The 25,434-nt window shown below is 67.6% G+C and carries 18 protein-coding genes and 1 tRNA gene; 9 read left to right on the top strand and 10 right to left on the bottom strand.

The features are described 5' to 3' along the window. Positions 1-146: 146 nt before the first annotated feature. Positions 147-2,312 carry a catalase/peroxidase HPI gene (gene katG, locus ACJ4V0_RS07715; protein ID WP_448298992.1) on the top strand — a complete coding sequence of 722 codons (2,166 nt, stop codon included), beginning with the start codon at positions 147-149 and terminating at the stop codon, positions 2,310-2,312. A 115-nt stretch (positions 2,313-2,427) separates the two neighbouring features. On the opposite strand, the gene ACJ4V0_RS07720 is transcribed toward katG, so the two are convergent. Both ACJ4V0_RS07720 and ACJ4V0_RS07725 read right to left on the bottom strand, forming a co-directional pair. Further along, on the bottom strand, positions 2,428-5,610 hold the full coding sequence (locus ACJ4V0_RS07720) for a multidrug efflux RND transporter permease subunit (protein ID WP_448298993.1): 3,183 nt from the start codon (positions 5,608-5,610) through the stop codon (positions 2,428-2,430). A gap of 13 nt (positions 5,611-5,623) precedes the next feature. Then, on the bottom strand, positions 5,624-6,796 hold the full coding sequence (locus tag ACJ4V0_RS07725; protein WP_448298994.1) for an efflux RND transporter periplasmic adaptor subunit: 1,173 nt from the start codon (positions 6,794-6,796) through the stop codon (positions 5,624-5,626). Positions 6,797-7,099: 303 nt separating this feature from the next. Between ACJ4V0_RS07725 and ACJ4V0_RS07730 the strand changes: the two genes are divergently transcribed. The 5 genes from ACJ4V0_RS07730 (at position 7,100) to ACJ4V0_RS07750 (ending at position 13,911) form a co-directional block, all read left to right on the top strand. Continuing rightward, entirely contained in the window at positions 7,100-7,861 is a 762-nt protein-coding gene (locus tag ACJ4V0_RS07730) for an SDR family NAD(P)-dependent oxidoreductase (RefSeq protein ID WP_448298995.1), read from the top strand. Next, positions 7,858-9,048 (top strand): acyl-CoA dehydrogenase family protein, encoded by a 1,191-nt coding sequence (locus ACJ4V0_RS07735; RefSeq protein WP_448298996.1) that lies wholly within the window; start codon positions 7,858-7,860, stop codon positions 9,046-9,048. Before ACJ4V0_RS07730 ends, ACJ4V0_RS07735 begins: the two co-directional genes overlap by 4 nt. A gap of 54 nt (positions 9,049-9,102) precedes the next feature. After that, entirely contained in the window at positions 9,103-10,263 is a 1,161-nt protein-coding gene (locus ACJ4V0_RS07740; protein WP_448298997.1) for an acetyl-CoA C-acetyltransferase, read from the top strand. Positions 10,264-10,357: 94 nt separating this feature from the next. Continuing rightward, positions 10,358-11,908, top strand: coding sequence for an acyl-CoA synthetase (locus ACJ4V0_RS07745; protein ID WP_448298998.1), 1,551 nt, complete (start codon positions 10,358-10,360; stop codon positions 11,906-11,908). 149 nt (positions 11,909-12,057) lie between these two features. Continuing rightward, positions 12,058-13,911, top strand: coding sequence for a heavy metal translocating P-type ATPase (locus tag ACJ4V0_RS07750; RefSeq protein ID WP_448298999.1), 1,854 nt, complete (start codon positions 12,058-12,060; stop codon positions 13,909-13,911). A 242-nt stretch (positions 13,912-14,153) separates the two neighbouring features. On the opposite strand, the gene ACJ4V0_RS07755 is transcribed toward ACJ4V0_RS07750, so the two are convergent. The 7 genes from ACJ4V0_RS07755 to ACJ4V0_RS07785 all read right to left on the bottom strand — a co-directional run bounded on the left by ACJ4V0_RS07755 (position 14,154) and on the right by ACJ4V0_RS07785 (position 21,519). Continuing rightward, positions 14,154-15,026: a helix-turn-helix domain-containing protein gene (locus ACJ4V0_RS07755; protein ID WP_448299000.1), complete on the bottom strand. Its 873-nt coding sequence runs from the start codon at positions 15,024-15,026 to the stop codon at positions 14,154-14,156. Between the two features lie 115 nt (positions 15,027-15,141). Then, a complete protein-coding gene (locus ACJ4V0_RS07760) occupies positions 15,142-15,471 on the bottom strand; it encodes a hypothetical protein (protein WP_448299001.1) in 330 nt (109 codons plus the stop codon). 19 nt (positions 15,472-15,490) lie between these two features. Beyond that, complete coding sequence (locus tag ACJ4V0_RS07765; protein WP_448299002.1) at positions 15,491-16,972, bottom strand: methyl-accepting chemotaxis protein; 1,482 nt, start codon at positions 16,970-16,972, stop codon at positions 15,491-15,493. 464 nt (positions 16,973-17,436) lie between these two features. Beyond that, positions 17,437-17,512, bottom strand: a tRNA-Lys gene (locus ACJ4V0_RS07770). 99 nt (positions 17,513-17,611) lie between these two features. Then, positions 17,612-18,526, bottom strand: a complete 915-nt coding sequence (locus ACJ4V0_RS07775) for an ROK family protein (protein WP_448299003.1) — start codon at positions 18,524-18,526, stop codon at positions 17,612-17,614. A gap of 10 nt (positions 18,527-18,536) precedes the next feature. After that, positions 18,537-20,108 carry a 2-isopropylmalate synthase gene (locus tag ACJ4V0_RS07780; protein WP_448299004.1) on the bottom strand — a complete coding sequence of 524 codons (1,572 nt, stop codon included), beginning with the start codon at positions 20,106-20,108 and terminating at the stop codon, positions 18,537-18,539. A 475-nt stretch (positions 20,109-20,583) separates the two neighbouring features. Then, positions 20,584-21,519 (bottom strand): DMT family transporter, encoded by a 936-nt coding sequence (locus ACJ4V0_RS07785; protein WP_448299005.1) that lies wholly within the window; start codon positions 21,517-21,519, stop codon positions 20,584-20,586. A 224-nt stretch (positions 21,520-21,743) separates the two neighbouring features. Here ACJ4V0_RS07785 and rpsT point away from each other — a divergent pair, with 224 nt between their 5' ends. The 3 genes from rpsT to dnaA all read left to right on the top strand — a co-directional run bounded on the left by rpsT (position 21,744) and on the right by dnaA (position 24,745). Then, complete coding sequence (gene rpsT / locus ACJ4V0_RS07790; protein ID WP_448299006.1) at positions 21,744-22,010, top strand: 30S ribosomal protein S20; 267 nt, start codon at positions 21,744-21,746, stop codon at positions 22,008-22,010. A gap of 733 nt (positions 22,011-22,743) precedes the next feature. Next, positions 22,744-23,190 (top strand): rhodanese-like domain-containing protein, encoded by a 447-nt coding sequence (locus tag ACJ4V0_RS07795; RefSeq protein WP_448299007.1) that lies wholly within the window; start codon positions 22,744-22,746, stop codon positions 23,188-23,190. A 148-nt stretch (positions 23,191-23,338) separates the two neighbouring features. Continuing rightward, entirely contained in the window at positions 23,339-24,745 is a 1,407-nt protein-coding gene (dnaA, locus tag ACJ4V0_RS07800; protein WP_448299008.1) for a chromosomal replication initiator protein DnaA, read from the top strand. A 44-nt stretch (positions 24,746-24,789) separates the two neighbouring features. On the opposite strand, the gene ACJ4V0_RS07805 is transcribed toward dnaA, so the two are convergent. Then, on the bottom strand, positions 24,790-25,203 hold the full coding sequence (locus tag ACJ4V0_RS07805) for a hypothetical protein (protein ID WP_448299009.1): 414 nt from the start codon (positions 25,201-25,203) through the stop codon (positions 24,790-24,792). Between the last annotated feature and the right edge of the window lie 231 nt (positions 25,204-25,434).

The following is a 25,434-nucleotide window of genomic DNA, read 5'->3' on the forward strand; positions in this document are numbered from 1 at the left end:
GGCGGGGCCGGTGGTGGCGCGCAGGGCCGCGCAATCCGTCCGACCGGGTGAGGCTCTTCCCCCGCCGCCAGCCGGAATTGCAGTGGGATGCGGTCGGAACCAGGTTCCACCGGACCTCGCGAGATGAGACACGATCGGAGAGAGAGATGGACGGAACGACGGCGGCCGGCAAATGCCCGGTGATGCACGGAGGCAATACCGCCATGACCAGGTCGGTCATGGACTGGTGGCCCAATGCGCTGAACCTCGACATTCTGCATCAGCACGACACCAAGACCAACCCGATGGGCGGCGGCTTCAGCTACCGCGAGGCGGTGAAGTCGCTCGACTTCGACGCGATCAAGCGCGACGTCCATGCGCTGATGACCGAGAGCCAGAGCTGGTGGCCGGCCGACTGGGGTCACTACGGCGGCCTGATGATCCGTATGGCCTGGCACGCCGCCGGCTCCTACCGCATCGCCGACGGTCGCGGCGGCGGCGGCACCGGCAACCAGCGATTCGCCCCGCTGAACTCCTGGCCGGACAACGTCTCCCTCGACAAGGCCCGGCGCCTGCTCTGGCCGGTCAAGAAGAAGTACGGCAACAGCATCTCCTGGGCCGACCTGATGATCCTCGCCGGCACCATCGCCTATGAGAACATGGGGCTGAAGACCTACGGCTTCGCCTTCGGCCGCGAGGACATCTGGCATCCCGAGAAAGACGTCTACTGGGGCTCGGAGAAGCAGTGGCTGGCCCCGTCCGACGAGCGCTATGGTGACGTCAGCAAGCCGGACACGATGGAGAACCCGCTCGCCGCCGTGCAGATGGGCCTCATCTACGTCAATCCCGAGGGCGTCAACGGCAAGCCGGACCCGCTGAAGACGGCGGCGCAGGTGCGCGAGACCTTCGCCCGCATGGCCATGAACGACGAGGAGACCGTGGCCCTGACCGCCGGCGGCCACACCGTCGGCAAGACCCACGGCAATGGCGACGCCGCCCTTCTCGGCCCCGAGCCGGAGTCGGCCGACGTCACCGAGCAGGGCATGGGCTGGACGAACCCGAATATGGGCGGCAAGGCCGCCAATGCCGTGACCTCCGGCCTCGAGGGCGCCTGGACCTCGCACCCGACGAAGTGGGACAACGGCTTCTTCCAGATGCTGTTTGGCCACGAATGGGAACTGCGCAAGAGCCCGGCCGGCGCCTGGCAGTGGGAGCCGGTGACCATCCGCGAGGAGGACAAGCCGCTCGACGCCAGCGACCCGACGAAGCGCCACAACCCGATGATGACCGACGCCGACATGGCGATGAAGGTCGATCCGATCTATCGGGAGATCTCGCTGAAGTTCATGAACGACTTCGCGTATTTCTCGGAGACCTTCGCCCGCGCCTGGTTCAAGCTGACCCACCGCGACATGGGTCCGAAGGCGCGCTACATCGGCCCGGATGCGCCGACCGAGGACCTGATCTGGCAGGATCCGGTGCCCGCCGGCTCGACCGCTTACGACGTCTCCGCCCTCAAGGCGAAGATCGCCGCCTCGGGCCTCTCCGTCGCAGACATGGTGGCGACGGCCTGGGACAGCGCCCGCACCTTCCGCCAGTCGGACTATCGCGGCGGCGCCAACGGCGCGCGCATCCGCCTCGCCCCGCAGAAGGACTGGGAGGGCAACGAGCCCGCCCGTCTGGCGCGGGTCCTGTCGGTGCTGGAGCCGATCGCCGCCCAGACGGGCGCAAGCCTTGCGGACGTCATCGTGCTGGCGGGCAACCTCGGCGTCGAGCAGGCGGCCAAGGCGGCCGGCTTCGACGTGACGGTGCCCTTCAGCCCCGGCCGCGGCGACGCGACCGCCGAGATGACCGATGCGGACTCCTTCGCGCCGCTCGAGCCGCTGGCCGACGGCTACCGCAACTGGGTGAAGAAGGACTATGCCGTCAGCCCCGAGGAGATGCTGCTCGACCGCACCCAGTTGATGGGCCTGACCGCGCCTGAAATGGTGGTGCTGGTTGGCGGCATGCGCGCCATGGCCACCAACCACGGCGGCACGCAGCACGGTGTGCTCACCGACCGTCCGGGTGCGCTGACGACCGACTTCTTCGTCAACCTGACCGACATGGCCTACACGTGGTCAAACGCCGGCGGCCACTACGAGATCCGCGACCGCCAGACCGGCGCGGTGAAGTGGACGGCGACGCGGTTGGACCTGGTGTTCGGCTCGAACTCCATCCTGCGCGCCTATGCCGAGGTCTATGCCCAGGACGACAACAGGGAGAAGTTCGTGAAGGACTTCGTCGCCGCCTGGACCAAGGTGATGAACGCGGATCGCTTCGACCTCGCGTGATCGCGGCGGCGCAAGACGCTGATCGACGACAAGAACAGGGCGGCGTCATGGTCATCGTGACGCCGCCCTGATCGTTGGAGGAATGGGAGAGGTTGCCCCGTCCCAGGACCATTTCCTACGGATGCTTTGCCGGCTCGTCTGTCCGGACCTCTGTGGACGCCGCTCCACCCGGTGGAACGGCCACCCCGGCTGCCGGCGCCGGCTTGTCCCGCCAACCCATGACGCGGCTCACCACCACGAAGAAGACCGGCACGAAGAAAACCGCCAGCACCGTCGCCGAGATCATGCCGCCGAGAACGCCGGTGCCGATCGCCTGCTGGCTGGCGGCGCTGGCGCCCGACGCGATGGCGAGCGGCAGCACGCCGAGCGCGAAGGCGAGAGAGGTCATGAGGATCGGCCGGAAGCGCAGATGCGCCGCCTCGATCGTCGCCTCCAGCAGACCCTTGCCCTCCGCCCTCAGGTCCTTGGCGAACTCGATGATGAGGATGGCGTTCTTGGCCGACAGGCCGATGATCGCGATGAGGCCGACCTTGAAATAGACGTCGTTGGGCATGCCGCGCAGCGTTACGGCCATCACCGAGCCGATGATGCCGAGCGGCACGACCAGCATCACGGCGATGGGGATCGACCAGCTCTCATAGAGCGCCGCGAGGCAGAGGAAGATGAGGATGCAGGACAGCGCCAGCAGCAGCGGCACCTGCGACCCCGACTGGATCTCCTGCAGCGACTGGCCCGTCCATTCGTAGCCGAAGCCGGGCGGCAGTTCGGCGGCGAGGCGCTGCATCTCGGCAATGCCGTCGCCGGAGGAGAAGCCGGGTTTGGTCGCGCCGGAGATTCGGATGGCGGGATAGCCGTTGTAGCCGATGATCTGCGAGGGGCCGCGCTGCCACTCGATGCGCGCGAAGGCCGAGAGCGGCACCATGCCGCCGTTGGAGTTGCGCACGTTGATGTTGACGAGATCAGAGGTCTGCATGCGGCTCGCTTCGACCCCCTGCACCAGCACGCGCTGCAGGCGCCCGGCATTGGGGAAGTCGTTGACGTAGCTCGAGCCGAGCTGGGTGGAGATGGTGGCGTTGATGTCGGCGAAGGTGACGCCGAAGGTGTTGGCCTTCTCGCGGTCGATGATCAGCGACACCTGGGCGGCGTCCGGCAGACCCTCGACGAAGACCTGCCCCAGCACCGGGCTGCGCATTGCCGCCCCCAGAAGCTGGTCACGCGCCGCGGCGAGCTGCTGCTGGGTCTGGCCGCCGCGCGCCTGCAGGCGGAACGAGAAGCCGTTGGAGTTGCCGAGACCCTGGATCGGCGGCGGCGACAGGCCGAAGACGATGGCGTCCCGAAGCTGGGACAGGGCGATGGTGCCACGCAGGGCTATGGCGGCCGCCGCGTCGTTGGCGCCGCGCTCGCTCCAGTCCTTGAGGGTGACGAAAGCAAGCGCCGCGTTCTGGCCCTGGCCGAAGAACGAGAAGCCGCGCACCGTGACGATACGGGCGACCGCAGGCTCGGAGGCGAACTGCTTCTCGGCCGCCTCGATGGCGACCATCGTGCGGTTCACGGTGGCGTCCGACGGAGCCTGGAAGTTGACGATCACATAGCCCTGGTCCTCGTTCGGCAGGAACGAGGTCGGGAGCCTCATGTAGAGGTAGCCGAGGCCGGCGAGCAGGGCGAGGTAGATGACCATATAGCGCCCGCCGCGCCGCACCAGATGCGACACGACGTTGCTGTAGCCGCGCGAGGTGCGGTCGAAGCCGCGGTTGAACCAGCCGAAGAAGCCGCGCTTGGCATGATGGTGGCCGGCGGCGACCGGCTTCAGGAAGGTGGCGGCGAGCGCCGGCGTCAGGCTGAGAGCCAGGAAGGCCGAGAACAGGATCGACACCACCATGGTCAGGCTGAACTGCTTGTAGATGATGCCGACGGCGCCGGGGAAGAAGGCGAGCGGAATGAACACCGAGACGAGTACGGTGGTGATGCCGATGACCGCGCCGGTGATCTGCCCCATCGCCTTGCGGGTGGCCTCCTTCGGCGGAAGTCCCTCTTCCGACATGATGCGCTCGACGTTCTCGACGACGACGATCGCGTCGTCGACGAGGATGCCGATGGCCAGCACCATGGCGAACATGGTCAGCACGTTGATGGAGAAGCCGGTGACATACATCACCGCACAGGTGCCGAGCAGGGCCACCGGCACGACGATGGCCGGGATCAGCGTGTAGCGCAGGTTCTGCAGGAACAGGAACATCACCAGGAAGACCAGCACCATCGCCTCGAGCAGCGTGTGGATGACCTTCTCGATCGAGACCTTCACGAAGGGCGAGGTGTCGTAGGGGATCGCGTACTCAACGCCGGGCGGGAAGAACGCCGAGAGCTCCGTCATGCGCTTCCTGACCGCATCCGCGGTCGCCATGGCGTTGCCGGTGGGGGAGAGCTGCACAGCAATGGCGGCGGCCGGCTTGCCGTTGAGGCGGGCCGAGGTGGAGTAGGCCTGCGCCCCGACCTCGATGCGGGCGACGTCGCGCAGCCGGACCAGCGACCCGTCACGGTTGGCGCGCAGCACGATGGAGCCGAACTCGTCGGGCGAGGTGAGCTGGCCCCGGACCATGACGGTTGCCGTGACCTGCTGGTTGATCGGGTTGGGCAGCGAGCCGATCGAGCCGGCGGCAACCTGCGCGTTCTGCGCCGTGACGGCGGCGGTGACGTCGCTGGCAGTCAGGTTGAGACCGACCATCTTGTCGGGGTCGAGCCAGATGCGCATGGCGCGCTCGGAGGCGAAGAGCTGGGCGCGGCCGACGCCCGGCACGCGGCGGATCTCGCCGATGATGTTGCGGCTCATGTAGTCGCCGAGGCCGATGGCGTCGAGCATGCCGTCGGTCGAGGTCAGCGTCACCACGAGCAGGAAGTTGGAGCGGGCCTGGTCGACCTGCACGCCCTGCTGGGTGACGGCGCGCGGCAGCCGCGGCTCGACGCGCCTGACGCGGTTCTGCACCTCGACGGCGGCGGAAGCGCCGCTGGTCCCAGGCTGGAACGTGGCTGTGATCGTGATGGAACCCGTCGTATCGGCCACGGACTCGAAATAGAGCAGCCCCTGGATGCCGTTGAGCTCCTCCTCGATGGGCCGGGTCACCGCCTGATAGGCGTCCTCCGGCGAGGCGCCGGGATAGAAGGTGTTGATGGTGATCTGCGGAGGGGCGACCTCCGGATACTGGGCGATCGGCAGCTGCGGCAGGGCGATCAGCCCGGCCAGCATGATGAGAATGGCGATCACCCAGGCGAAGATCGGCCTGCCGATGAAGAACTGGGGCATGGTGCTGGCGTCCTTATCGGGCGGGCGTCGCGGCGGCGGCCTGCGGACCGGGGGTCCACGGGCGCGGCGCCACCTTGGCGCCGGGGCGCAGGCGCTGGAACCCGTCCACCACCACGCGGTCGCCCGCGGCGAGGCCCTCATCGATCACGGCATTGGTGCCGACGACCCGCGAGGTGCGAACCACCCTGACCTCGACCGTGTCGTCGGCCTTGACCACGTAGAGCTGGGCGCGGCCGGCCGTGTCGCGCTGGATCGCCTGCTGCGGCACGGTGATGGCGCCCGGCTGGATGCCCTGCTCGATGAGCACGCGGACATACATGCCCGGCAGAAGATCGCCGCTCGGATTGGGGAATTCGCCGCGCAGCGTCACCTGGCCGGTGCCGGCATCGACGGTCGCCTCGGAGAAAAGCAGGCGACCCATATGCGGATAGGCGCTGCCGTCGTCCATCAGCAGCTTGACGGCAGCCTCGTCGGTCTTGTCGGGCGTGACCGCACCGGCCTGCATGGCGCGGCGCAGGCGGATGAGGTCCGTCGCCGACTGGGTGAAGTCGGCATAGATCGGGTCGAGCTGCTGGATGGTGGCCAGCGCCTCGGCGCCGTTGGCGGCCACCAGCGCTCCCTCGGTGATCAGCGCACGGCCGATGCGGCCGCTGATCGGCGCGGTGATGTCGGCATATTTCAGGTTGAGCTCGGCGGCGGCGAGACCGGCGCGCGCGCTGGCGACGTCGGCGTCGGCCTGGGCGAGGGTCGCCACGGCGCTGTCGAGCTGCTGCGGGCTCGCCACATTGCGTTCGCGCAACTGCTCGACGCGGTCGCTCTGCTGCTGGGCGAGCAGGCGCGTCGCCTGGGCGCGCTGCATCGTGGCCTTCGACCGCTCGACCTCGACCCGGAACGGCTCCGGATCGATGCGGTAGAGGACGTCGCCCTCCTTCACCAGGCTGCCCTGCTGGAAGACGCGGGCGATGACGATGCCCGACACGCGCGGGCGCACCTGCGCGATGCGCGTCGGCGCGATGCGTCCCGGCAGCTCGCTGACGATGGGAACCGGCTCGGCCTTCACCTCGACGATGCCGACAGGAGCCGGCGGGGGAGCCGCCGCCTGCTGCGGTGCCCCGCCGCCACTGTCATTGCAGGCGGCAAGGCCGGCGAGCAGCGCCGATAGGACGAGAAGACGAACGGTGCGCATGATGTCCTCGATCCTGCACAACGCCCTCGGGGGAACGGCAGGCGGCAATCGTGATGAAAAATGTCAGGGTGGGTATGTATGGCCATTTGTCAGGCGCAACAAGACGAAGCGCCAAGCATCACCGGGATGTTACGCCTGCCCGTCTCACGATCATGACAGCAGCAGACAGCACCACGCCGCCTTCCATCCCCCGCTCGACCGATTGACCATCCGCCGTCCCCCGACAAAGGTGCTGGCCATCAACCCAGCGAAACAGCGCAGCCGTCGGGCAAACCGATGGCCGGACGCAGGAGGCGACGGATCATGGATGCACGGGGCACGGCAGCAATCGTCACGGGCGGAGCCTCCGGGCTCGGCGGGGCCACGGCCGCGCGGCTGGCGAAGGCCGGCGCGAAGGTCACGATCTTCGACCTGAACGAGGATCTCGGCCGCAAGCACGCCGCCGAGATCGGCGGCCATTTCGTCAAGGTCAACGTGGTGGACGAGGCGGCCGTCGACGCGGCCCTCGCCGAGGCCGAAGGCCTGCACGGCAAGGCCCGCATCTGCGTCAACTGCGCCGGCATCGGCCCGCCGGCCAAGGTCATCGCCCGCGACGGCTCGCCCCTGCCCCTCGCCGACTTCAACAAGATCATCCAGGTCAACCTCATCGGCACCTTCAACGTGCTGTCGAAGTTCGCCGCCCGCCTGCACACCGCCGACCCGATCGGCGAGGAGCGCGGCGTCATCGTCAACACGGCCTCGGTCGCCGCCTTCGACGGCCAGATCGGCCAGCCGGCCTATGCCGCCTCCAAGGGCGGCATCGTCGGCATGACGCTGCCCATCGCGCGCGAACTCGCCCGTTTCGGCATCCGCGTCGTCACCATCGCCCCCGGCCTGTTTCTCACCCCCCTCATGGGCTCGCTGCCGAAGGAGGCGCAGGACTCGCTCGGCGCCCAGGTGCCCTTCCCCTCGCGCCTCGGCCACCCCGACGAGTACGCGATGATGGTCGAGGCCATCGTCGCCAACCCCATGCTGAACGGCGAGACCATCCGCCTCGACGGCGCCATCCGTATGTCGCCGAAATGAGCGCCGCCGCCGCGCCCGAAGCGGCGGGCGCGACGCCGCGCGCCAAGGCCATCGCCGACAAGGTCGAGGCTTTCGTGCGCGAGGTCGTCGTGCCCTACGAGCGCGACCCGCGCCTCGGTCCCCACGGCCCCTCCGAGGACCTCGTCCTCGAACTGCGGGAGAAGGCGCGCGCCGCAGGCGTCCTCACACCGCACATCCTCGGCGAGGGCGACCATCTGAGTCAGGTCGAGACGGCCTACGTGCTGATCCGCAGCGGCCTGTCGCCGCTCGGGCCTGTGGCGGTCAACACCGCCGCCCCCGACGAGGGCAACATGTACCTCCTCGGCAAGGTCGGTTCCGAGCCTCAGAAGGAGCGCTTCCTGAAGCAGCTTGTGGAAGGCCGCTCGCGCTCGGCCTTCTTCATGACCGAGCCGGATGGTGGCGCCGGCTCCGATCCCTCGATGATGACGACCACCTGCCGCCTCGACGGCAATCACTGGGTCATCAACGGCCGCAAGACCTTCATCACCGGGGCCGAGGGCGCCAAGGTCGGCATCGTCATGGCGAAATCCGACGACGGCGCCTGCATGTTCCTCGTCGACCTTCCCGATCCGGCCATCCGCATCGATCGCGTCCTCGACACCATCGACAGCTCCATGCCGGGCGGCCATGCCGTCATCACCATCGACAACCTGCGCGTCCCCGCCGACCAGATGCTGGGGGCGAGCGGCGAGGGCTTCAAATATGCCCAGGTGCGGCTCTCGCCCGCGCGCCTGTCGCACTGCATGCGCTGGCTCGGCGCGTGCCGGCGCGCGCACGAGATCGCCACCGACTATGCCTGCCGCCGCGAGGCCTTCGGCAAGCTGCTGGTCGACCACGAGGGCGTCGGCTTCATGCTGGCCGAGAACCTCATCGACCTGAAGCAGGCCGAGCTGATGATCGACTGGTGCGCCGGCGTGCTCGATTCAGGCTCGCTCGGCACCACCGAGAGTTCCATGGCGAAGGTCGCCGTGTCGGAAGCGCTGATGCGCATCGCCGACCGCTGCGTCCAGGTCATGGGCGGCATGGGCGTCTCCGGCGACACGATCGTCGAGCAGGTGTTCCGCGAGGTCCGTGCCTTCCGCATCTATGACGGCCCGACCGAGGTGCACAAATGGTCGCTGGCCAAGAAGATCAAGCGCGACTGGAAGCACGACCACGCGCTGTGAACGAATGAAACGGGGCGCCTGACCAAGGGCCGCCCGGACAAGGGAGAAGCAGCCATGGCCGAGGCCTATATCGTCGAAGCAGTGCGCACGGCCGGTGGCCGCAGGGCCGGCAAGCTCGCCGGCTGGCATCCGGCCGATCTCGGCGCCGAGGTGCTGAACGCGCTGGTCGACCGCTCGGGCATCGACCCCGCCGCCGTGGAGGACGTCATCGTCGGCTGCGTCACGCAGGGCGGCGAGCAGGCTTTCCACGTCGGCCGCAACATCGTGCTGGCCTCGAAGCTACCCGAGAGCGTTCCGGCGGTGACCATCGACCGCCAGTGCGGCTCCTCGCAGCAGGCGATGCAGTTCGCGGCGCAGGCGGTGATGTCCGGCACGCAGGACATCGTGATCGCGGCGGGCGTCGAGAGCATGACGCGGGTGCCGATGGGCTCGAACGTCGCGCTCTACGCCAAGGCCGGTGTGGGCGAAGGGCCTTTCTCCCAGCGCATCCAGAAGCGCTTCGGCGTCCAGGGCTTCAGCCAGTTCACCGGCGCCGAGATGATCGCGAAGAAATACGGCTTCAGCCGCGATGAACTCGACGCCTTCGCGCTGGAGAGCCACCGCCGGGCCGCCGCCGCCACGGAGGCGGGCGCCTTCAGACTAGAAATCGTCGGCGTGGATGTCGACGGCGAAATGCATCTGCGTGACGAGGGCATCCGTTACGACGCCACAATGGAGAGCATCGGCTCGGTGAAGACCCTGGTCGAGGGCGGCGTCATCACCGCCGCCAATGCCAGCCAGATCTGCGACGGCGCCTCCGGCGTCATCGTCGCCAACGAGAGGGCGGTGAAGGCGCATGGCCTGAAGCCGATCGCCCGCATCCATAATCTCACGGTGACGGCCGGCGACCCGGTCATCATGCTGGAGGAGCCGCTGCCAGCGACCGACCGAGCGCTGAAGCGGGCCGGCATGACCATCGGCGACATCGATCTCTACGAGGTCAACGAAGCCTTCGCACCGGTGCCGCTCGCCTGGCTGAGGCACACCGGCGCCGATCCCGCAAAGCTCAACGTCAATGGCGGCGCCATCGCGCTCGGCCATCCACTGGGAGCCTCGGGCACCAAGCTGATGGCGACCCTCGTCCACGCGCTCAGGGCCCGCGGCAAGCGCTACGGCCTGCAGACCATGTGCGAGGGCGGCGGCATCGCCAACGTCACCATCGTCGAGGCGCTCTGAGCCTGACCTTCACGAAGCCGCCCACGGGCGGCTTCGTCGTTTCTGGATACCGAGCAAGAGCGGCCCGAAGCCGTCGTCCCGGGAGGAGAACACCATGACCGCGACCGCCACCCATCCGTCCGGCCACGCGGCCGTGGCGCCCGACAGGATCGCCTATCTGATGGCCGGTTCCGGCGAGGCGCTGACCTACGGCGAACTCGACCGCCGCTCGAACCAGGGCGCGCATCTCCTGCGCCGGCTCGGCCTCAGGGCAGGCGACCACATCGCCTTCATCATGGAGAACTCGCTCGCCTTCATGGAGCTGTGCTGGGCGTGCCAGCGCTCGGGCATCTACTACACGGCCATCAGCCGCTACCTGACCGCCGAGGAGATCGCCTACATCGTCAGGGATTGCGGGGCGAAGGTGCTCGTCGTGACGCCGCAGACGGCGGGTCAGGTCGACGCCGTGCGCGGCGACCCGGGCCTCGCCCTGTTCATCGCAGGCGGCCGGCGGGACGGCTTCCGTTCATGGAACGACGAGCGCGACGCCATGCCGGAGTCCCCTATTGCCGACGAGACCGGGGGTTTCGACATGCTCTATTCGTCGGGAACGACAGGGCGGCCCAAGGGGGTCAAGAAGCCGTTCGAACACCAGCCCGTCGGCCAGCTCTCGCCGCTGCTCAGACTGCTCTGCCAGGACATGTGCGGCATGGGCGAGGGAAGCATCTACCTCTCGCCGGCGCCGCTCTATCACGCGGCTCCGCTGCGCTACAACATGATGGTCGCCTCCCTCGGCGGCACCTCCGTCATCATGGAGAAGTTCGACGCGGAGGCGTTCCTGCGCCTCGTCGAGCGGCATCGCGTAACCCATTCGCAGCTTGTGCCGACCATGTTCGTGCGCATGCTGAAGCTGCCCGATGCGGTCCGCCACGCCTACGACCTGTCGTCGCTGAACGCGGCCGTCCATGCCGCTGCCCCCTGCCCAGTCGAGGTCAAGGCGGCGATGATCGACTGGTGGGGCCCAATCCTGATGGAATACTACGCCGGCACCGAGGCCAACGGGGTGACGGTGGTGAATTCCGCCGACTGGCTCACCCATCGCGGCACGGTCGGGCGTCCGCTGGTCGGCAAGGTGAAAATCCTCGGCGAGGATGGCGAGGAACTGCCCGTGGGCGAGATCGGCGCCGTCTATTTCGCCGATGGCCCGGCCTTCGCCTACCACAACGACCCGGCGAAGACGGCAGGAGCCTACAACGACCGCGGTTGGTCGACGCTCGGCGATATCGGCTACCTCGATGCCGACGGCTACCTCTACCTCACCGACCGCAAGGCCTACATGATCATCTCCGGCGGGGTGAACATCTACCCGCAGGAGACCGAGGACGCCCTGATCCTGCACCCGGCCGTCGCCGACGTCGCGGTCTTCGGCATTCCCAATGCCGAGATGGGCGAGGAGGTGAAGGCCGTCGTCCAGCCGCGCGACATGGCGCTGGCAGGACCGGATCTCGCCGCCGAACTCATCGCCTTCTGCCGGTCGCGGCTCTCCGCCCTCAAATGCCCGCGGACCATCGACTTCCTGGCGGAATTGCCGCGCACCCCGACCGGCAAGCTGGTGAAGCGCCACCTGCGCGACGGCTATCTGGCGGCGGCCCGCGCCGGGGCCTGAGAACCGGGCCCGGACGGCTTCGCCCTGCCGCACGACGATTTGTTTTGAATCATTCTACTCTGCTACAGGGTCCTGTAGCGGTGGGCTGACGGTCGGCCGTTGCAGGAGATGCCGATGTTCCCCGAAGCCCCGGCGCGATGGACCGTGCCATGCTGCTGACCCGGCTGAAATCCTATCTCGTCGTCATTCCGGCGACGGGCCTCGTGGCGGGTCTCCTCGCCCGCTGGCTCGGGCAGCCCGAATGGGCCGATCCGGTCTGGACCGCGGCGACCGCGGTGGTCATCCTCGCCCTCGCGGCCGAGATCGTCACCAGCCTGCGCCGCGGCGAGGTCGGCCTCGACATCGTCGCGCTGCTGTCGATGACGGCAGCGCTCGCGGTCGGCGAGACGCTGGCGGCCGCGGTGGTCGCGCTCATGTATGCGGGCGGGCAGAACCTCGAATCCTTCGCCGAACGGCGGGCGCAGAGGGAAATGTCGGCCCTGCTCGCGCGCGCGCCGCGCACGGCCATGCGCTACCTCGCCGGCGGCCTGCAGGAGGTTCCGCTCGACGCCGTGGCTGTCGGCGACCGGCTGCTCGTCCGGCAGGGCGATGTCGTCCCGGTCGACGGCTCTGTCAGCGGCACGGTCGCCGTCATCGATGAATCCGCCATCACCGGCGAATCCTTGCCGGTCCAGCGGCAGGCCGGCGAGCCCCTCATCTCCGGATCGCTCAACGTCGGCGGTCCCTTCGACATGCGTGCCGAGCGTGTCGCGAAGGAGAGCACCTTCGCCGGCATCATCCGCATGGTCGAACAGGCGCAGCGGTCGAAGGCGCCGATGTCACGCCTTGCCGACCGCTACGCCATCGTCTTTCTCGTCGTCGCCGTGGTGATCGCCGCAGCGGCCTGGCTCGCCAGCGGCGATCCGGTGCGCGCCGTCGCCGTGCTGGTGGTGGCGACCCCCTGCCCGCTCATCCTCGCCGTTCCGGTGGCGATCGTGGCGGGGCTGTCGCGCGCGGCCGCGCGCGGCATCCTCATCAAGGGCGGCAAGGCGCTGGAGGCGCTGGCGCGCGTCAGGGTGCTGATCCTCGACAAGACCGGGACCCTGACCCATGGACAGGCGCGCATCGTCTCGGAAGTGGTGTTCGACGGCATGACGCCGAACGAACTCCTGCGCCTCGCCGCATCCGTCGACCAGGTCTCCAAGCACGTCCTCGCCCGCACGCTCGTCGCAGAGGCCGCCGAGCGGGGCCTCGTCCTCACCGTTCCGCAGGATGCCAAGGAGGTTCCCGGCGAGGGCGTGACCGGCCGCCTCGACGGCCGCACCGTCTCGGTGGGCGGCGTCGGCTACGTCACCGCCCTGTCGTCGGACGAGGACGCCGCGAGGCTGCGCAGCCTCAAGACCGGAAGCGGCGTCGTCGTGGCGGTGGCCATCGACGGCCGGCTGGCCGGTGGCCTGCTCATGGTTGATGAACTGCGCAAGGGCGCGCCGCAGATTCTCGCGGGCCTGCGCGCGCAGGGGATCGAGCGCATCGTGCTGGCGACCGGCGACCGGCGCGGCGTCGCCGAAGCCATGGCGGCCGACCTGCCCGTCGACGCGATCCACTCCGAACTCGCCCCGCAGGACAAGGTCGCCGTGGTTCTGGCCGAGCGCGAGAGGGGCCCGGTGATGATGGTCGGCGACGGCGTCAACGACGCCCCGGCCCTCGCCGCCGCCGATGTCGGCGTCGCCATGGGCGCCACGGGCTCCTCCGCCGCCTCGGAGACGGCGGATGTGGTGCTGCTCGTCGATCATCTCGGGCGCGTGCAGGAGGCGCTGGCCATCGCCGTGCGGTCGCGCGACATCGCTGTCCAGAGCGTGGCGGTGGGCATCGGGCTGTCGGTGGCCGGCATGATCGCTGCCGCCTTCGGACTGATCTCCCCTGTCCAGGGCGCGCTGCTGCAGGAGGTCATCGACGTCGCCGTGATCCTCAACGCGCTGCGCGCGCTCGGTGACGGCGGACAGTCGGCCAAGGCGGCGGGCTGATGCGGGAACCACGGGCCCGCTCACGCGTTGTTCGGTCATGACCAAGACCGGACCGACGCCACAGATCCCTCCCAAGAGCCAGCCGAAGGCGGCGCCGAGGGGCGTTCCGCCCGAGGGTCCGCACGCGCGACCCGGCCTCATCGATGAGGAGAAGACACCGGGATCGGGCATGTTCCCGAAGCCCGGGACGAAGGACACCGAACCGCCTGCGGGCTGATGCGGAAGCGCCTGCCGGCCGCCGCTCAGCGCTGGCGCAGGCTCCCCGGAGTGACGCCTTCGATGGCGCGGAACATCTTGACGAACTGGGTGCTGCTGGAGAAGCCGACACGCGCCCCGATCTCGGAGACCTGCAGGTTCGTCGATTGCAGCAGGCGTCGCGCCTCGTCCATCCGCAGCCGCAGGAAATACTGATAGGGTGTCAGGCCGAAGACGTCGCGGAAGGACCGGATCAGGTGGAACCGGGAGAGGCCGGCGAGGCGGGCCAGTTCCTCGATGGACACCGGCTTGCCGATATTGGACCGCAGGTAGTCCTCAAGCACCGCCATCCGTGAACGCGAGCTGAGGGCCGGGCGCGCACGCGCCATGTCGGCGCGCGACAGCTCCAGCATGCGGGCGCTGATGAAGAGCCCGAGCGATTCCGCATAGAGGTCGTTCAGGTCACCATCGCTGGTCAGCAGACGGTCGAGCTTCGCCAGCGCGTCGGCGAGGTCCCCATCCTCGAAAAAGAGGCGCGGTCGCGGCGCCGTCGCCGTGTAGAGCTTGCCGAGATCCTCGGACAGCTTCTCCGGCTCGAAGAACAGCATGGTCACATGGCCGCTGTTCGAAGGTTCCACCGTCCAGGCCTCGGCCGAATATCCGGCGGGAATCTGGGTGAGCTTGCCACGCAGGTCCGTCAGCGTGGAGGGCGCAATCCCCTCGATATGCGTCTCGCCCTCGCGGCGCTGGAAGTGATGGAGCGCGAGATAGTGCTGCGTCGCACGGCTCTTGTAGCTGATGCTGTAGTCGGACGCGCGGCGGCTCGACTGGACCACCAGTCCGGACCATGCCGCCGAAACGGTCCGCTCCAGCGGCCCGAGCGTATCCTGATTGAGGGATCGGACGAGAATTTGCGACATGATATCAATGATCGGGGGAATCACCTAGTGTGATTGGTTCACAGATCATAGTCAGCGTCAAATTCAGCAGAATCGCAATTCATGCGAACGGGATTACTGGCGACAAACCAGTTGATCAGGCGTCTGGCGGTTTGAATTCCTCGACCTCCGGAGACGTCGACCTCGCCGCAACGATGACGGCGCCGGCGGATTCCGGCAGAATGCACTTTTCGACATAGAGGAGATTGGCCTGCAGCATCCGCGTCGCGGCGGTGGAGAGATAGGCCATGGCCTGGTTCCTGTCATCGCCTGCCAGCCCGGCCTCGAGGATCATCACGGACAGCGCATTGATCTGCCCGATCGTCCTGTCGAATGCGCGGAGAACAGGATCATGGGAGGAGGCCTGGAGGTCGCTCCGTTCCCGCCAGGGGAACGGGGCGACATTGTCGGCAGGCAATTCGTCCATGGTGCGGGTCAGCCCCCCGTTAGGCGATCGACCGCGACGCCTCGCGCACCTTCTGCGCGGCGACGTCGATGTCGCTGGTCGATCGGGCAATCGCGCTCATCGACTGCGAGATGGCGGTGACGCCTTCGGCCGCGACACGCATGTTGGACGACATCTCGGCGGTCACCGCGCTCTGCTCCTCGACAGCCGTGGCGATGGCCGTGGCGATCTCGCTGATTGTGGAGATCGTCGAGGATATGTCGCCGATGGCGTTGACCGCGCCCTCGGTCGACGACTGCACCGATGTGATCTGCGCGCTGATCTCCTCGGTTGCCTTCGAGGTCTGGTTTGCGAGGCTCTTCACTTCGGAAGCGACCACCGCGAAACCCTTGCCGGCCTCGCCCGCCCGCGCCGCCTCGATGGTGGCGTTGAGCGCCAGGAGATTGGTCTGGGCGGCGATGTTGTTGATGAGCTGCACCACGTCGCCGATACGCTGGGCGGCGACCGAGAGGCCGGCGACGATATCGTTCGTCTTCGCTGCCTGCTCCACCGCCTGCATCGAGATCTCCCGGGAATGGGTGACCTGCCGGCTGATCTCGCTCACCGATGCCGCGAGTTCCTCGGCCCCGGCGGCGACCGCCTGGACATTGCCGCTGGTCTGCGTCGAAGCCGCCGCGGCCTCCGTCGCCTCGCTGGTCGCGCTGGTCACGGACTCGCCGATGGCCTCGAGGTCGGTGTCGATCTGACCCTGCACCTGCTTGCGCCTGTGCTGTTCCTTGATCTCGGCTGTGATGTCGGTGGCGAACTTCACCACCTTGAACGGCTTGCCGTTCATGTCGAAGATCGGGTTGTAGGTCGCCTGGATCCAGACCTCCCGTCCGCCTTTGCCGATGCGCTTGTACTGCGCCGACTGGAACTCGCCGCGGGCGAGTGCGGCCCAGAACTCGCGATAGGCCGCATTGTCGCGGTCCTCGGGCGCCACGAACATGCGGTGATGCTGGCCGGCAACCTCCTCGAGGCCGTAGCCGAGGGTCTTCAGGAAGTTGTCATTGGCGGTGAGAATCTTGCCGGTGAGATCGAACTCGATCACCGCCTGGGCGCGATGGATAGCCTGAAGCTGGCCCTGGACATCGGCGTTCTTGAGCTTCTCGGCCGTCACGTCGGTGGCGAACTTGACGACCTTATAGGCCTTGCCGGAGGCATTCAGCAGCGGATTGTAGGTGGCCTGGATCCAGATCTCCTTGCCGCCCTTGCCGATGCGCTTGTACTCCGCCTGCTGGAACTTGCCGGCGCGCAGCTCGTCCCAGAAGCTTCGGTATGCGGCGCTGTCGCGCTCCCCGGCATCGACGAACATCGAGTGATGCTTGCCCTCGATCTCCCCGAGGGTATAGCCGAGTGCGTCCAGAAAATTCCGGTTCGCCGTAACGATCTTTCCATCGGGCTCGAATTCGATGATCGCCTGCGACCGGTCGAGCGCCGCCAGTTTCGCCGCACTGTCCTTACCGCTTCCAAATCCAAACATTCGTACGGCTCCGTACATAGAAGAATGGTTGATAAATGCATCAAACAGATGAAACGTGCGTTAACCCTACGTAAGACAAACGGCCGTGCAGGCGGTTTTTTCTGGCGCGGTGCCGACTGGGAAATTCCAATCCGTCACAATGCCGGTTCCGGAAATGTCTTCACCCTGCCCCCCGACGGGTGCCGTTGGGGTCGATGCGAGGTGGATCTGGGGATTTTTGCTCTACGGCAGCAGCAGCGGAATGTGCGACGGGACGATCCGGGATGGAGTCGATTGTGCGGGAGGGCAGCCTCACATCTCTCGCGACGGCGGCGAAGCCCTTGCCGGCTTCGGCCCATGCATGAACGGGAGTTGCACAATATTGCTGATGCGCGACGCCCTGAGGGGCGACACGCCATGCGATGGTGCGCAGGGATGCCCGCGCTGTCCGCGATCGAAAGTCTGACGTGAACGACAATGATGTTTGGTGGGTGATGAAGGACTCGAACCTTCGACCCGCTGATTAAGAGTCAGCTGCTCTACCAACTGAGCTAATCACCCACGCCCGCAGGGCATTGCCGCGCGGGAGCCGGGTCACTAGCAGAGGCGATGCACCCTGTCCAGAATGCCTGACGCTTTTTTGCCACGGCCTGCGGCGGCTCACCCGGCAGGGTTACCGGGCGGCCAGAGCCAGGCCGCGCCGCGAACCCCGGACGAATCCCCGTGCCGTGCCTTGACGATGGGCGTGGTGCAGGAATCGGAGAAGACATAGGGGCGCATGGCCGGCGGCAGGTCGGCATAGAGCGAGGCGACATTGCTCATGCCGCCGCCGGCGACGATGACATCCGGGTCGATCAGGTTGACAACATGGGCGAGGCCGCGCGCCAGGCGCGAGACGTAGCGCTCGTAGGAGGCGCGCGCCGCCGCAGCCCCCGCCATCGCCATGGCGGCGATCTCCGGCGCCGGCACAGCCTCGCCGGTGGCGCGTCGGTAGTCCTCGGCAAAGCCGGTGCCCGAGACCCAGGTCTCGAGGCAGCCCTTCTGGCCGCAATAGCAGGCCGGGGCCGTCACCACCTCGTCGACGGAGGGCCAGGGCAGCGGATTGTGCCCAAACTCGCCGCCGATCAGGTGGCGGCCGCGCAGCACCTTGCCGTCGATGACGATGCCGGAACCGGCCCCGGTGCCGATGATCAGACCGAAGACGACGCCGGCGCCGGCGGCCGCGCCGTCCGCCGCCTCGGACAGGGCGAAGCAGTTGGCGTCGTTCTCCAGCCGTACCGGACGGCCGAGGGCCGCCTCCAGGTCCCTGTCCAGCGGATGACCGATCAGGGCCGTCGTGTTGGCGTTCTTGACGAGGCCCGTGGCCGGCGAGATCGACCCGGGAATGCCGACGCCGACAGTGCCGGTCATGCCGAGTTCGCTCTCCGCGCTCGTCACCAGACCGGCGATCGCCGCGACGATGGCGCCATAGTCGTGCCGCGGCGTCGGCACCCGGCGGCGATGGAGCTCCCGGCCCTGGTCATCCAGGGCCAGGACCTCGATCTTGGTGCCACCGAGATCGATGCCGATACGCATCCGGGTCTGCCTACTCCGCCGCGACGGTGCCGTGCTGGGGATGCAGGCGCTCGCGCTTGGCGATCAGCTTGTTCAGGGCCGACAGATAGGCCTTGGCCGAGGAGACCAGCGTGTCGGGATCCGCGCCCTTGCCGGTGAAGGTGTTGCCGTCCGCCTGCAGCCGCACCGAAACCTCCGCCTGCGCATCCGTTCCCTGGGTAACGGCATGCACCTGATAGAGTTCCAGCACCGCCTCGTGCGGCACGATGGCCTTGATGGCGTTGAACACGGCATCGACCGGGCCGTTGCCGGAGGCCTGCACGGTCTTGTGCACGCCGTCGAGGTCGAGAGTCAGGGTCGCAGCCTGCGGCCCCATCGTGCCGGCGACGACCAGCAGCGACATGACCTTCATGCGGTCCTGGCTGTGCGCGATCTTCTCGTCCACCAGCGCCTCGATATCCTCGTCGTAGATCACCTTCTTGCGGTCGGCGAGTTCCTTGAAGCGGACGAAGGCGTCTTCCAGCTGGTTGTCCGACAGTTGGTAGCCGAGGTTCTTCAGCTTGTCCTTGAAGGCGTTGCGGCCCGAGTGCTTGCCCATCACCAGCGAGGTCGATTTCACGCCGACGGAATCGGGCGTCATGATCTCGTAGGTCTGGGTGTTTTTCAGCATGCCGTCCTGGTGGATGCCGCTCTCGTGGGCGAAGGCGTTCCGGCCGACGATGGCCTTGTTGTACTGGACGGGGAAGGACGTCACCGTCGAGACCAGCTTGGAGGCGCGCGTCAGCATCTTCGCGTCGATGCCGGTCTCATAGGGGAAGATGTCGTTGCGCGTCCTGATCGCCATGACGATCTCTTCCAGCGCGGCATTCCCGGCCCGCTCGCCGATGCCGTTGATGGTGCATTCGATCTGCCGGGCGCCGCCCTGAACGCCGGCGATGGTGTTGGCAACGGCCATGCCGAGGTCATTGTGGCAGTGGACGGAGAAGATCGCCTTGTCGGCGTTCGGAACGCGGGCGCGCACCATCTCGAACAGCGCCTGGTACTCCTGCGGCGCGGTATAGCCGACCGTGTCGGGGATGTTGATGGTCGTGGCGCCGGCCTTGATCGCCGCCTCGACGCAGCGGCAGAGGAAATCATGCTCGGTGCGGGTGCCGTCCTCGGCCGACCACTCGACGTCCTCGACCAGGTTGCGGGCGCGGGTGACCGAGGCGACCACCATGGCCAGGACCTCGTCCGGCTCCTTCTGCAGCTTGTGCTTCATGTGCACGGGCGAGGTGGACAGGAAGGTGTGGATACGCGGGCGGCGGGCATGACGCACCGCCTCGCCGGCGCGGTCGATGTCGTTCATGCCGGCGCGGGCGAGGCCGGTCACGACCGCGTTCTTCACCCGCTTGGCCACCGCCACGACCGCCTCGAAATCGCCGATCGAGGCGATGGGGAAGCCGGCCTCGATGATGTCGACGCCCATCTCGTCGAGGAGATCGGCGACCTGCAGCTTCTCCTCCAGCGTCATGGTCGCGCCGGGGCACTGCTCGCCGTCGCGCAGGGTGGTGTCGAAGATGAACACGCGGTCCTTGCCGGAAGCGCTCGTGGTGGTGGTCATGGTACCAGTCCTTGCTGCGGGCCGCGGCGGCGATCAACGCCTCACTTCGCATGCCCCTCGTTGCGGGTTGCGGTGGTGTGATCCCCTGAGCGCCAAGGCCATAAGGCCCTGCCGGTGCTCAGGGGCGGATAAGCAGAAGGAGGGAAAGCGAGGGCGTGGCGCTGAAAGCGCGAAGGCTGATCGGTGCGGGCGCACGGACGATCGGCACGGACGTTCCTCGACAAGGCGGTTCTGGACCGCGGTTGCTCCTGCCTAACCGATCCGGGGGGCCGGATGCAAGGAAGAAGTCGGGGCGGGGCCGTGCTCCGCCCCACAGTTAACCTGCGGACCGGGACGGGAACGGAGCATGACCGAATCGCTGACGCGGCTCTGTTGCGGGTCCGTTCATGCGAACCGAAGATCAGATCTTCCGCCAGCAGGACACACCGGCTGCCCGGCGCTGCAAGCCCCGCCACGACCCGCCCCGGTCCGCGCCTTAACCTTTCGGTCCCGGTTCGGGACGCGTCGGCGCCTGCGCACGGCCGCGCGTGCGCGATTCAAAGACGATATTGATCAGCACGCCCGCGACGACGATGGCCGCGCCGAGGAGCACCGCCGGCTCCGGCCGCTCGGCATAGACCAGCCAGCCGATCAGGCCGATCAGCGGCACCCGCATGAAGTCGATGGGCGTCACGACGATGGCGTCGCCATGGCGGAAGGCGTTGGTCAGGCAGTAGTGGGCGGTGAAGCCGCAGATGAAGATGCCGAGAAGCGGCAGCCACTGGGCGACATCCATCTTGCCGAGAAACCACACCGGCTCGCCGATGACGGCATTGGCGACGAGGTTGAGCGGCAGCTGGATGAGGTTCATCCACAGCATGATGGTCCAGGTGGAGTTGGAGGCGGTGAGGAACTTGGTCGTCGTCTGCTGCACGCCGAAGCAGATCGCCGCGGCGGCGACCGCCAGCGCTTCCGGCCGGAAACTGTCGAGGCCGGGCCGCAGGATCACCAGCACGCCGACGAAGCCGAGCACGAGGGCGGCGAGCCGCGGCAGCGTCATCCGCTCGCCGAGGAAGAGGACGGCGAAGATCGCCACCCAGGTCGGCGTGGTGAACTCGATCGCGAAGACCGTGGCGAGCGGAAGGACCGTCAGCCCGTAGGCCCACAGCGCCTGCCCGCCGAAATGGATGGTGTTGCGGATCAGGTGGATGCCGGGCCGGGTGGCCGCCAGGCGCTGCCCCGCCTCCGGCGCCAGCAGCGCCATGGCCGGCAGGATGACGAGCCCCCCGATGTTCCTCAGCGCCAGGATCTCGAACACCGTATAGGTTCCGTGCAGGGCGCGGATGGACAGGGCGATGGCGGAGAAGGACAGGAGCGTCCCCGCCATCCAGAACACCACCATGACGAAGTTGCGCTGCGGGGGGGCGGACATGCGGGCTCGGGGCGCGAGAGACGGGGCCATTGTTCTAGTCAGCGCCGTCGGTCCGGTCCCGCGCGATTTTCGCAGATCGGTCCCCTTCTGCGGTTGACGGCCGAAGTCTGCGGTTGACGGCCGAAAACCACGCGACTATACACGCCGATCCGTGGTGGCCCCGTGCCGCCGCACTCGTTTTATTGCGCCCCGATCGATGCGGGGCCAGCGCCGGGACACTATCGATGGCCAATACGGCTTCCGCAAAGAAGGCTACCCGCGTGATCGCGCGGCGCACTGCAGTCAACCAGGCCCGCCGCTCGCGCATGCGCACCTTCCTGCGCAAACTCGAGGAGGCCATCGCCACCGGCGACAAGACGGCAGCTTCTGCCGCGTTCCAGGCCGCCCAGCCCGAGATCATGCGCGCCGCCCAGAAGGGCGTGCTGCACAAGAACACGGCCTCGCGGAAAGTCTCCCGCCTCGCCACCCGGGTCGCCAAGATCGGCGCCTGAGCGCCGGCGCCTGCGGGCGCGGCAATACTCCTTTCAAGCCCACCCGAAAGCCCGGCGCTGCGCCGGGCTTTTTTGTCGTTGCGGCATGCGCCGGAGGGTGACGCTGGGGAGCCGTGGCGATTCCGCAACAGAGTCAGGTCAACCCTTTTTTTTTGAGCCGACCCCTTCCGTGGCACGGAGGGTGTCGCTGATCCGGCTAAGCACGAACCGGCAAAGAGGATGAAAATCAGATGCTTAGCCGGGGGACGGTCGTTCCGGTCCCGTAACATCGGGAATCCCGGGCCTGGCACACCGCCTCGTCGAGCCCTCCCGGGGCACCGGCGAGGACTGACGCCGGCAAAGGGAACCTGAAACTTGCCGATTCATCAGAGGCTTGTTGGGGCGGGTCCCGCAACCTCAAAATCGGCAGGGAGTCAAGCACGGCGCTTTAACCATTTGTTAATGGAAATCCGTTGCCGCGCCGAAGGCCCCTGTGTATCAATCAAGTCACTCGGGGGGGCCACCCCGGGCTTCATCGAAGAGTTGGCGTGTGGAACCCGGTAAAACGGGTCCGGGGATGCTTTGTCTCTGAAGAGGACGATCCATCCCACCAACAGCGCCAGTATTCGCGATGGAGCCTGGAGGCAGATGATCCGCGCTGCGGTCGATCGACTGCAGCCGGCTCTGGCAATCGAGCTGAACAACTGCATCTGACAGGGGGCGCGCGGGCGGTTGACGGCCGCGCGGGGGATGAATGTCGCTTTCGACCGAAGCCGGTTATGCCGGTGACGCAACGCCAGGCGAAAGCTTGGACGCGCTGATGCGGGACACATCCGCCCAGCTCGTCGACGTGCGCACCACGGCCGAGTGGGCCTATGTCGGCTCGCCGGATCTCTCCGGGGCCTCCCGCGATGCGATCCGCATTGAATGGCAGGTCTTTCCGTCGATGACGGTGAACCCGGACTTCGTCGAAAACCTGCGCCGCGAGCTTGCGGCACGCGCCGTCGCCGCGGACGCGCCGCTCTATTTCCTCTGCCGCTCGGGCGTCAGGTCCAAGGCCGCAGCCATCGCGGTGACCGCGGCGGGCTTTGCCCGCTGCTATAACGTCGCCGGAGGGTTCGAAGGTCCTCATGACGCCGAGAGGCGGCGGGGCACCAAGGCCGGATGGAAGGCCGAGGGCCTGCCCTGGGTCCAGCCCTAGTCGGCGACCCGGCCTCCTCCCCGACCTTCGACGATCACCGCGTACCCCGTTTCATGTCCACCGGACTCTCTTGGAGAACCCCGTGTTTGCCAGTCCCGAACCCGTCCGCGAACCGAACGAAAACAAGACCGATACGATGAGCGATGCCATGCGCGCAGGAGCAATCTGGGAGCGGGTCGGCCGGCGCCTTCGCGCCGAGCTTGGAGAGGATGTCTTCTCCAGCTGGTTCAAGAGCATCGAGATCGATTCCGCAACGGATGGCGCGGTGCGCCTGTCGGTCCCGACCCGCTTCCTGAAGAGCTGGATCGACCATCACTATAAGGACCGGATCATCGCACGCTGGTCGGAGGAAGCCGGTCAACCGATCACCATCGACGTGACGGTCCGCACGGCGGCAAGCGCCCGCACGGTCATCCGGCCGCGCGTGGTTGAGGACGCCTCCCGCGCGTCGTCCCAGCCGGTGGCGACACGCGCTCCGGCAGGCCCGCATCTGTCGGCGGCGCAGAACACGCTCGGCGGCTCGCCGCTCGACCCGCGCCTCACATTCGAGACCTTCGTCCAGGGCCGCTCCAACACACTCGCCCGCGCCGCGGCGCTTCAGGTCGCCCAGTCGCGTCCAACCGACGCCGTGCTGTTCAATCCGCTGTACATCCATGCAGGGGTCGGGCTCGGCAAGACGCACCTTCTGCAGGCCGTGGCCGGCACGGCCCAGGCCGGCGGGCGGCGCGTCCTCTATCTGACGGCAGAGAAGTTCACCTTCGGCTTCGTCGCAGCGTTGAAGAACCAGACGGCCATCGCCTTCAAGGAGGCGCTTCGCAACATCGACCTCCTGATCATCGACGACCTGCAGTTCCTGCAGGGCAAGCAGACGCAGGCGGAGTTCTGCCACACGCTCAATGCCCTGATCGATGCCGGCCGCCAGATCGTCGTCGCCGGCGACCGTCCGCCGTCGGATCTGGAGAACCTTGACGAACGGGTGCGCTCGCGCCTCGCCGGCGGCCTGACGGTCGAGATCGGCGCGCTGGACGAGAACCTGCGCTTCGACATCCTCCGGCAGAAGCTCACCCATGCCCGCGCCCAGCATCCGGGTTTCGACGTCCCCCCGGCGGTCATGTCCTATGTCGCCAAGAACGTGACGCAGAACGGCCGCGACCTCGACGGCGCCTTCAACCGCCTGATCGCCACCAATCGCCTGACCAACCAGCCGGTGACCATCGAGATGGCCGAGCGTTCGATCCGCGATCTCGTCCGCATCGCCGAGCCGAAGCGCGTCAAGATCGAGGACATCCAGAAGATCGTGGCGCAGCACTACAATGTCAGCCGCTCGGACATTCTGTCCGCGCGCCGCACCGCCACGGTGGTGAGGCCTCGCCAGATCGCCATGTATCTGGCCAAGACCATGACGCTGCGCTCGCTGCCGGAGATCGGCCGGCGCTTCGGCGGGCGCGACCACACCACCGTTCTGCATGCCGTGCGCAAGATCGAGGGCCTGGTGGGCCAGGACCCCGCACTGAGCGAAGAGGTGGAAGTGCTGAAGCGCCGCCTCAACGACTGAGGCGACGCGTCAGGAATCGCGGCGAGCAGCGGCTACCGGCGGGTTCAGCACGCGCCGGGTCCGCGGCGATAGGGCCGCGCGTCATAATGTGCCGCCGACAGCGCCGCCATCGCGTCACCCTGGGTGCGGGCGCTTGAGAAGGCGTTCTCGTAGGCGGTGACGCCGAGCGAGGTCATCGGCCCGGAATCGAAGCCGATGCGATACAGCCGCGTGTTCAGGCGGGGGTCGTAGCCGACCGCCTCGATGGCCCTGACGCAGAAGTCGCCGACCGTGACAACACGGATCGAAACCGTCACGCGGTTGTTGCGGGAGTCGGTATCTCCTCGCCCGCTATGGGCGCCGCCGCCTCCGTAATACTGGGCGGTGGCGGGGGCCGAAACGGCGCCGGCAAGCGCCAGGGCGCCGGCCAGAACCGCGGCCGCGAGGCCGGGACGGATTGGCATACGATGACTGGACATGACTGTCTCCTTCTCGCCCCCGAGAGGTTGGCAGATGCGCTTCTCTCGATAGAGAGATCGTGTGTCGGGTGTTTGGCGGCAAGGGAGGCACCGCGTTTCAGCGCGCGAGTACCCACTGTGGGGCCGCAGGCGGGCGGGACAGGCCGCCTTCAGGGCGAAAAGCACGTGGATAGGCCGCTCGCCGGCGGAGTTGCCCTTGCATCATGTTGCGGCGCGGGGTTGACTGACGCC

The sequence above is a fragment of the Phreatobacter aquiterrae genome (assembly GCF_053471285.1).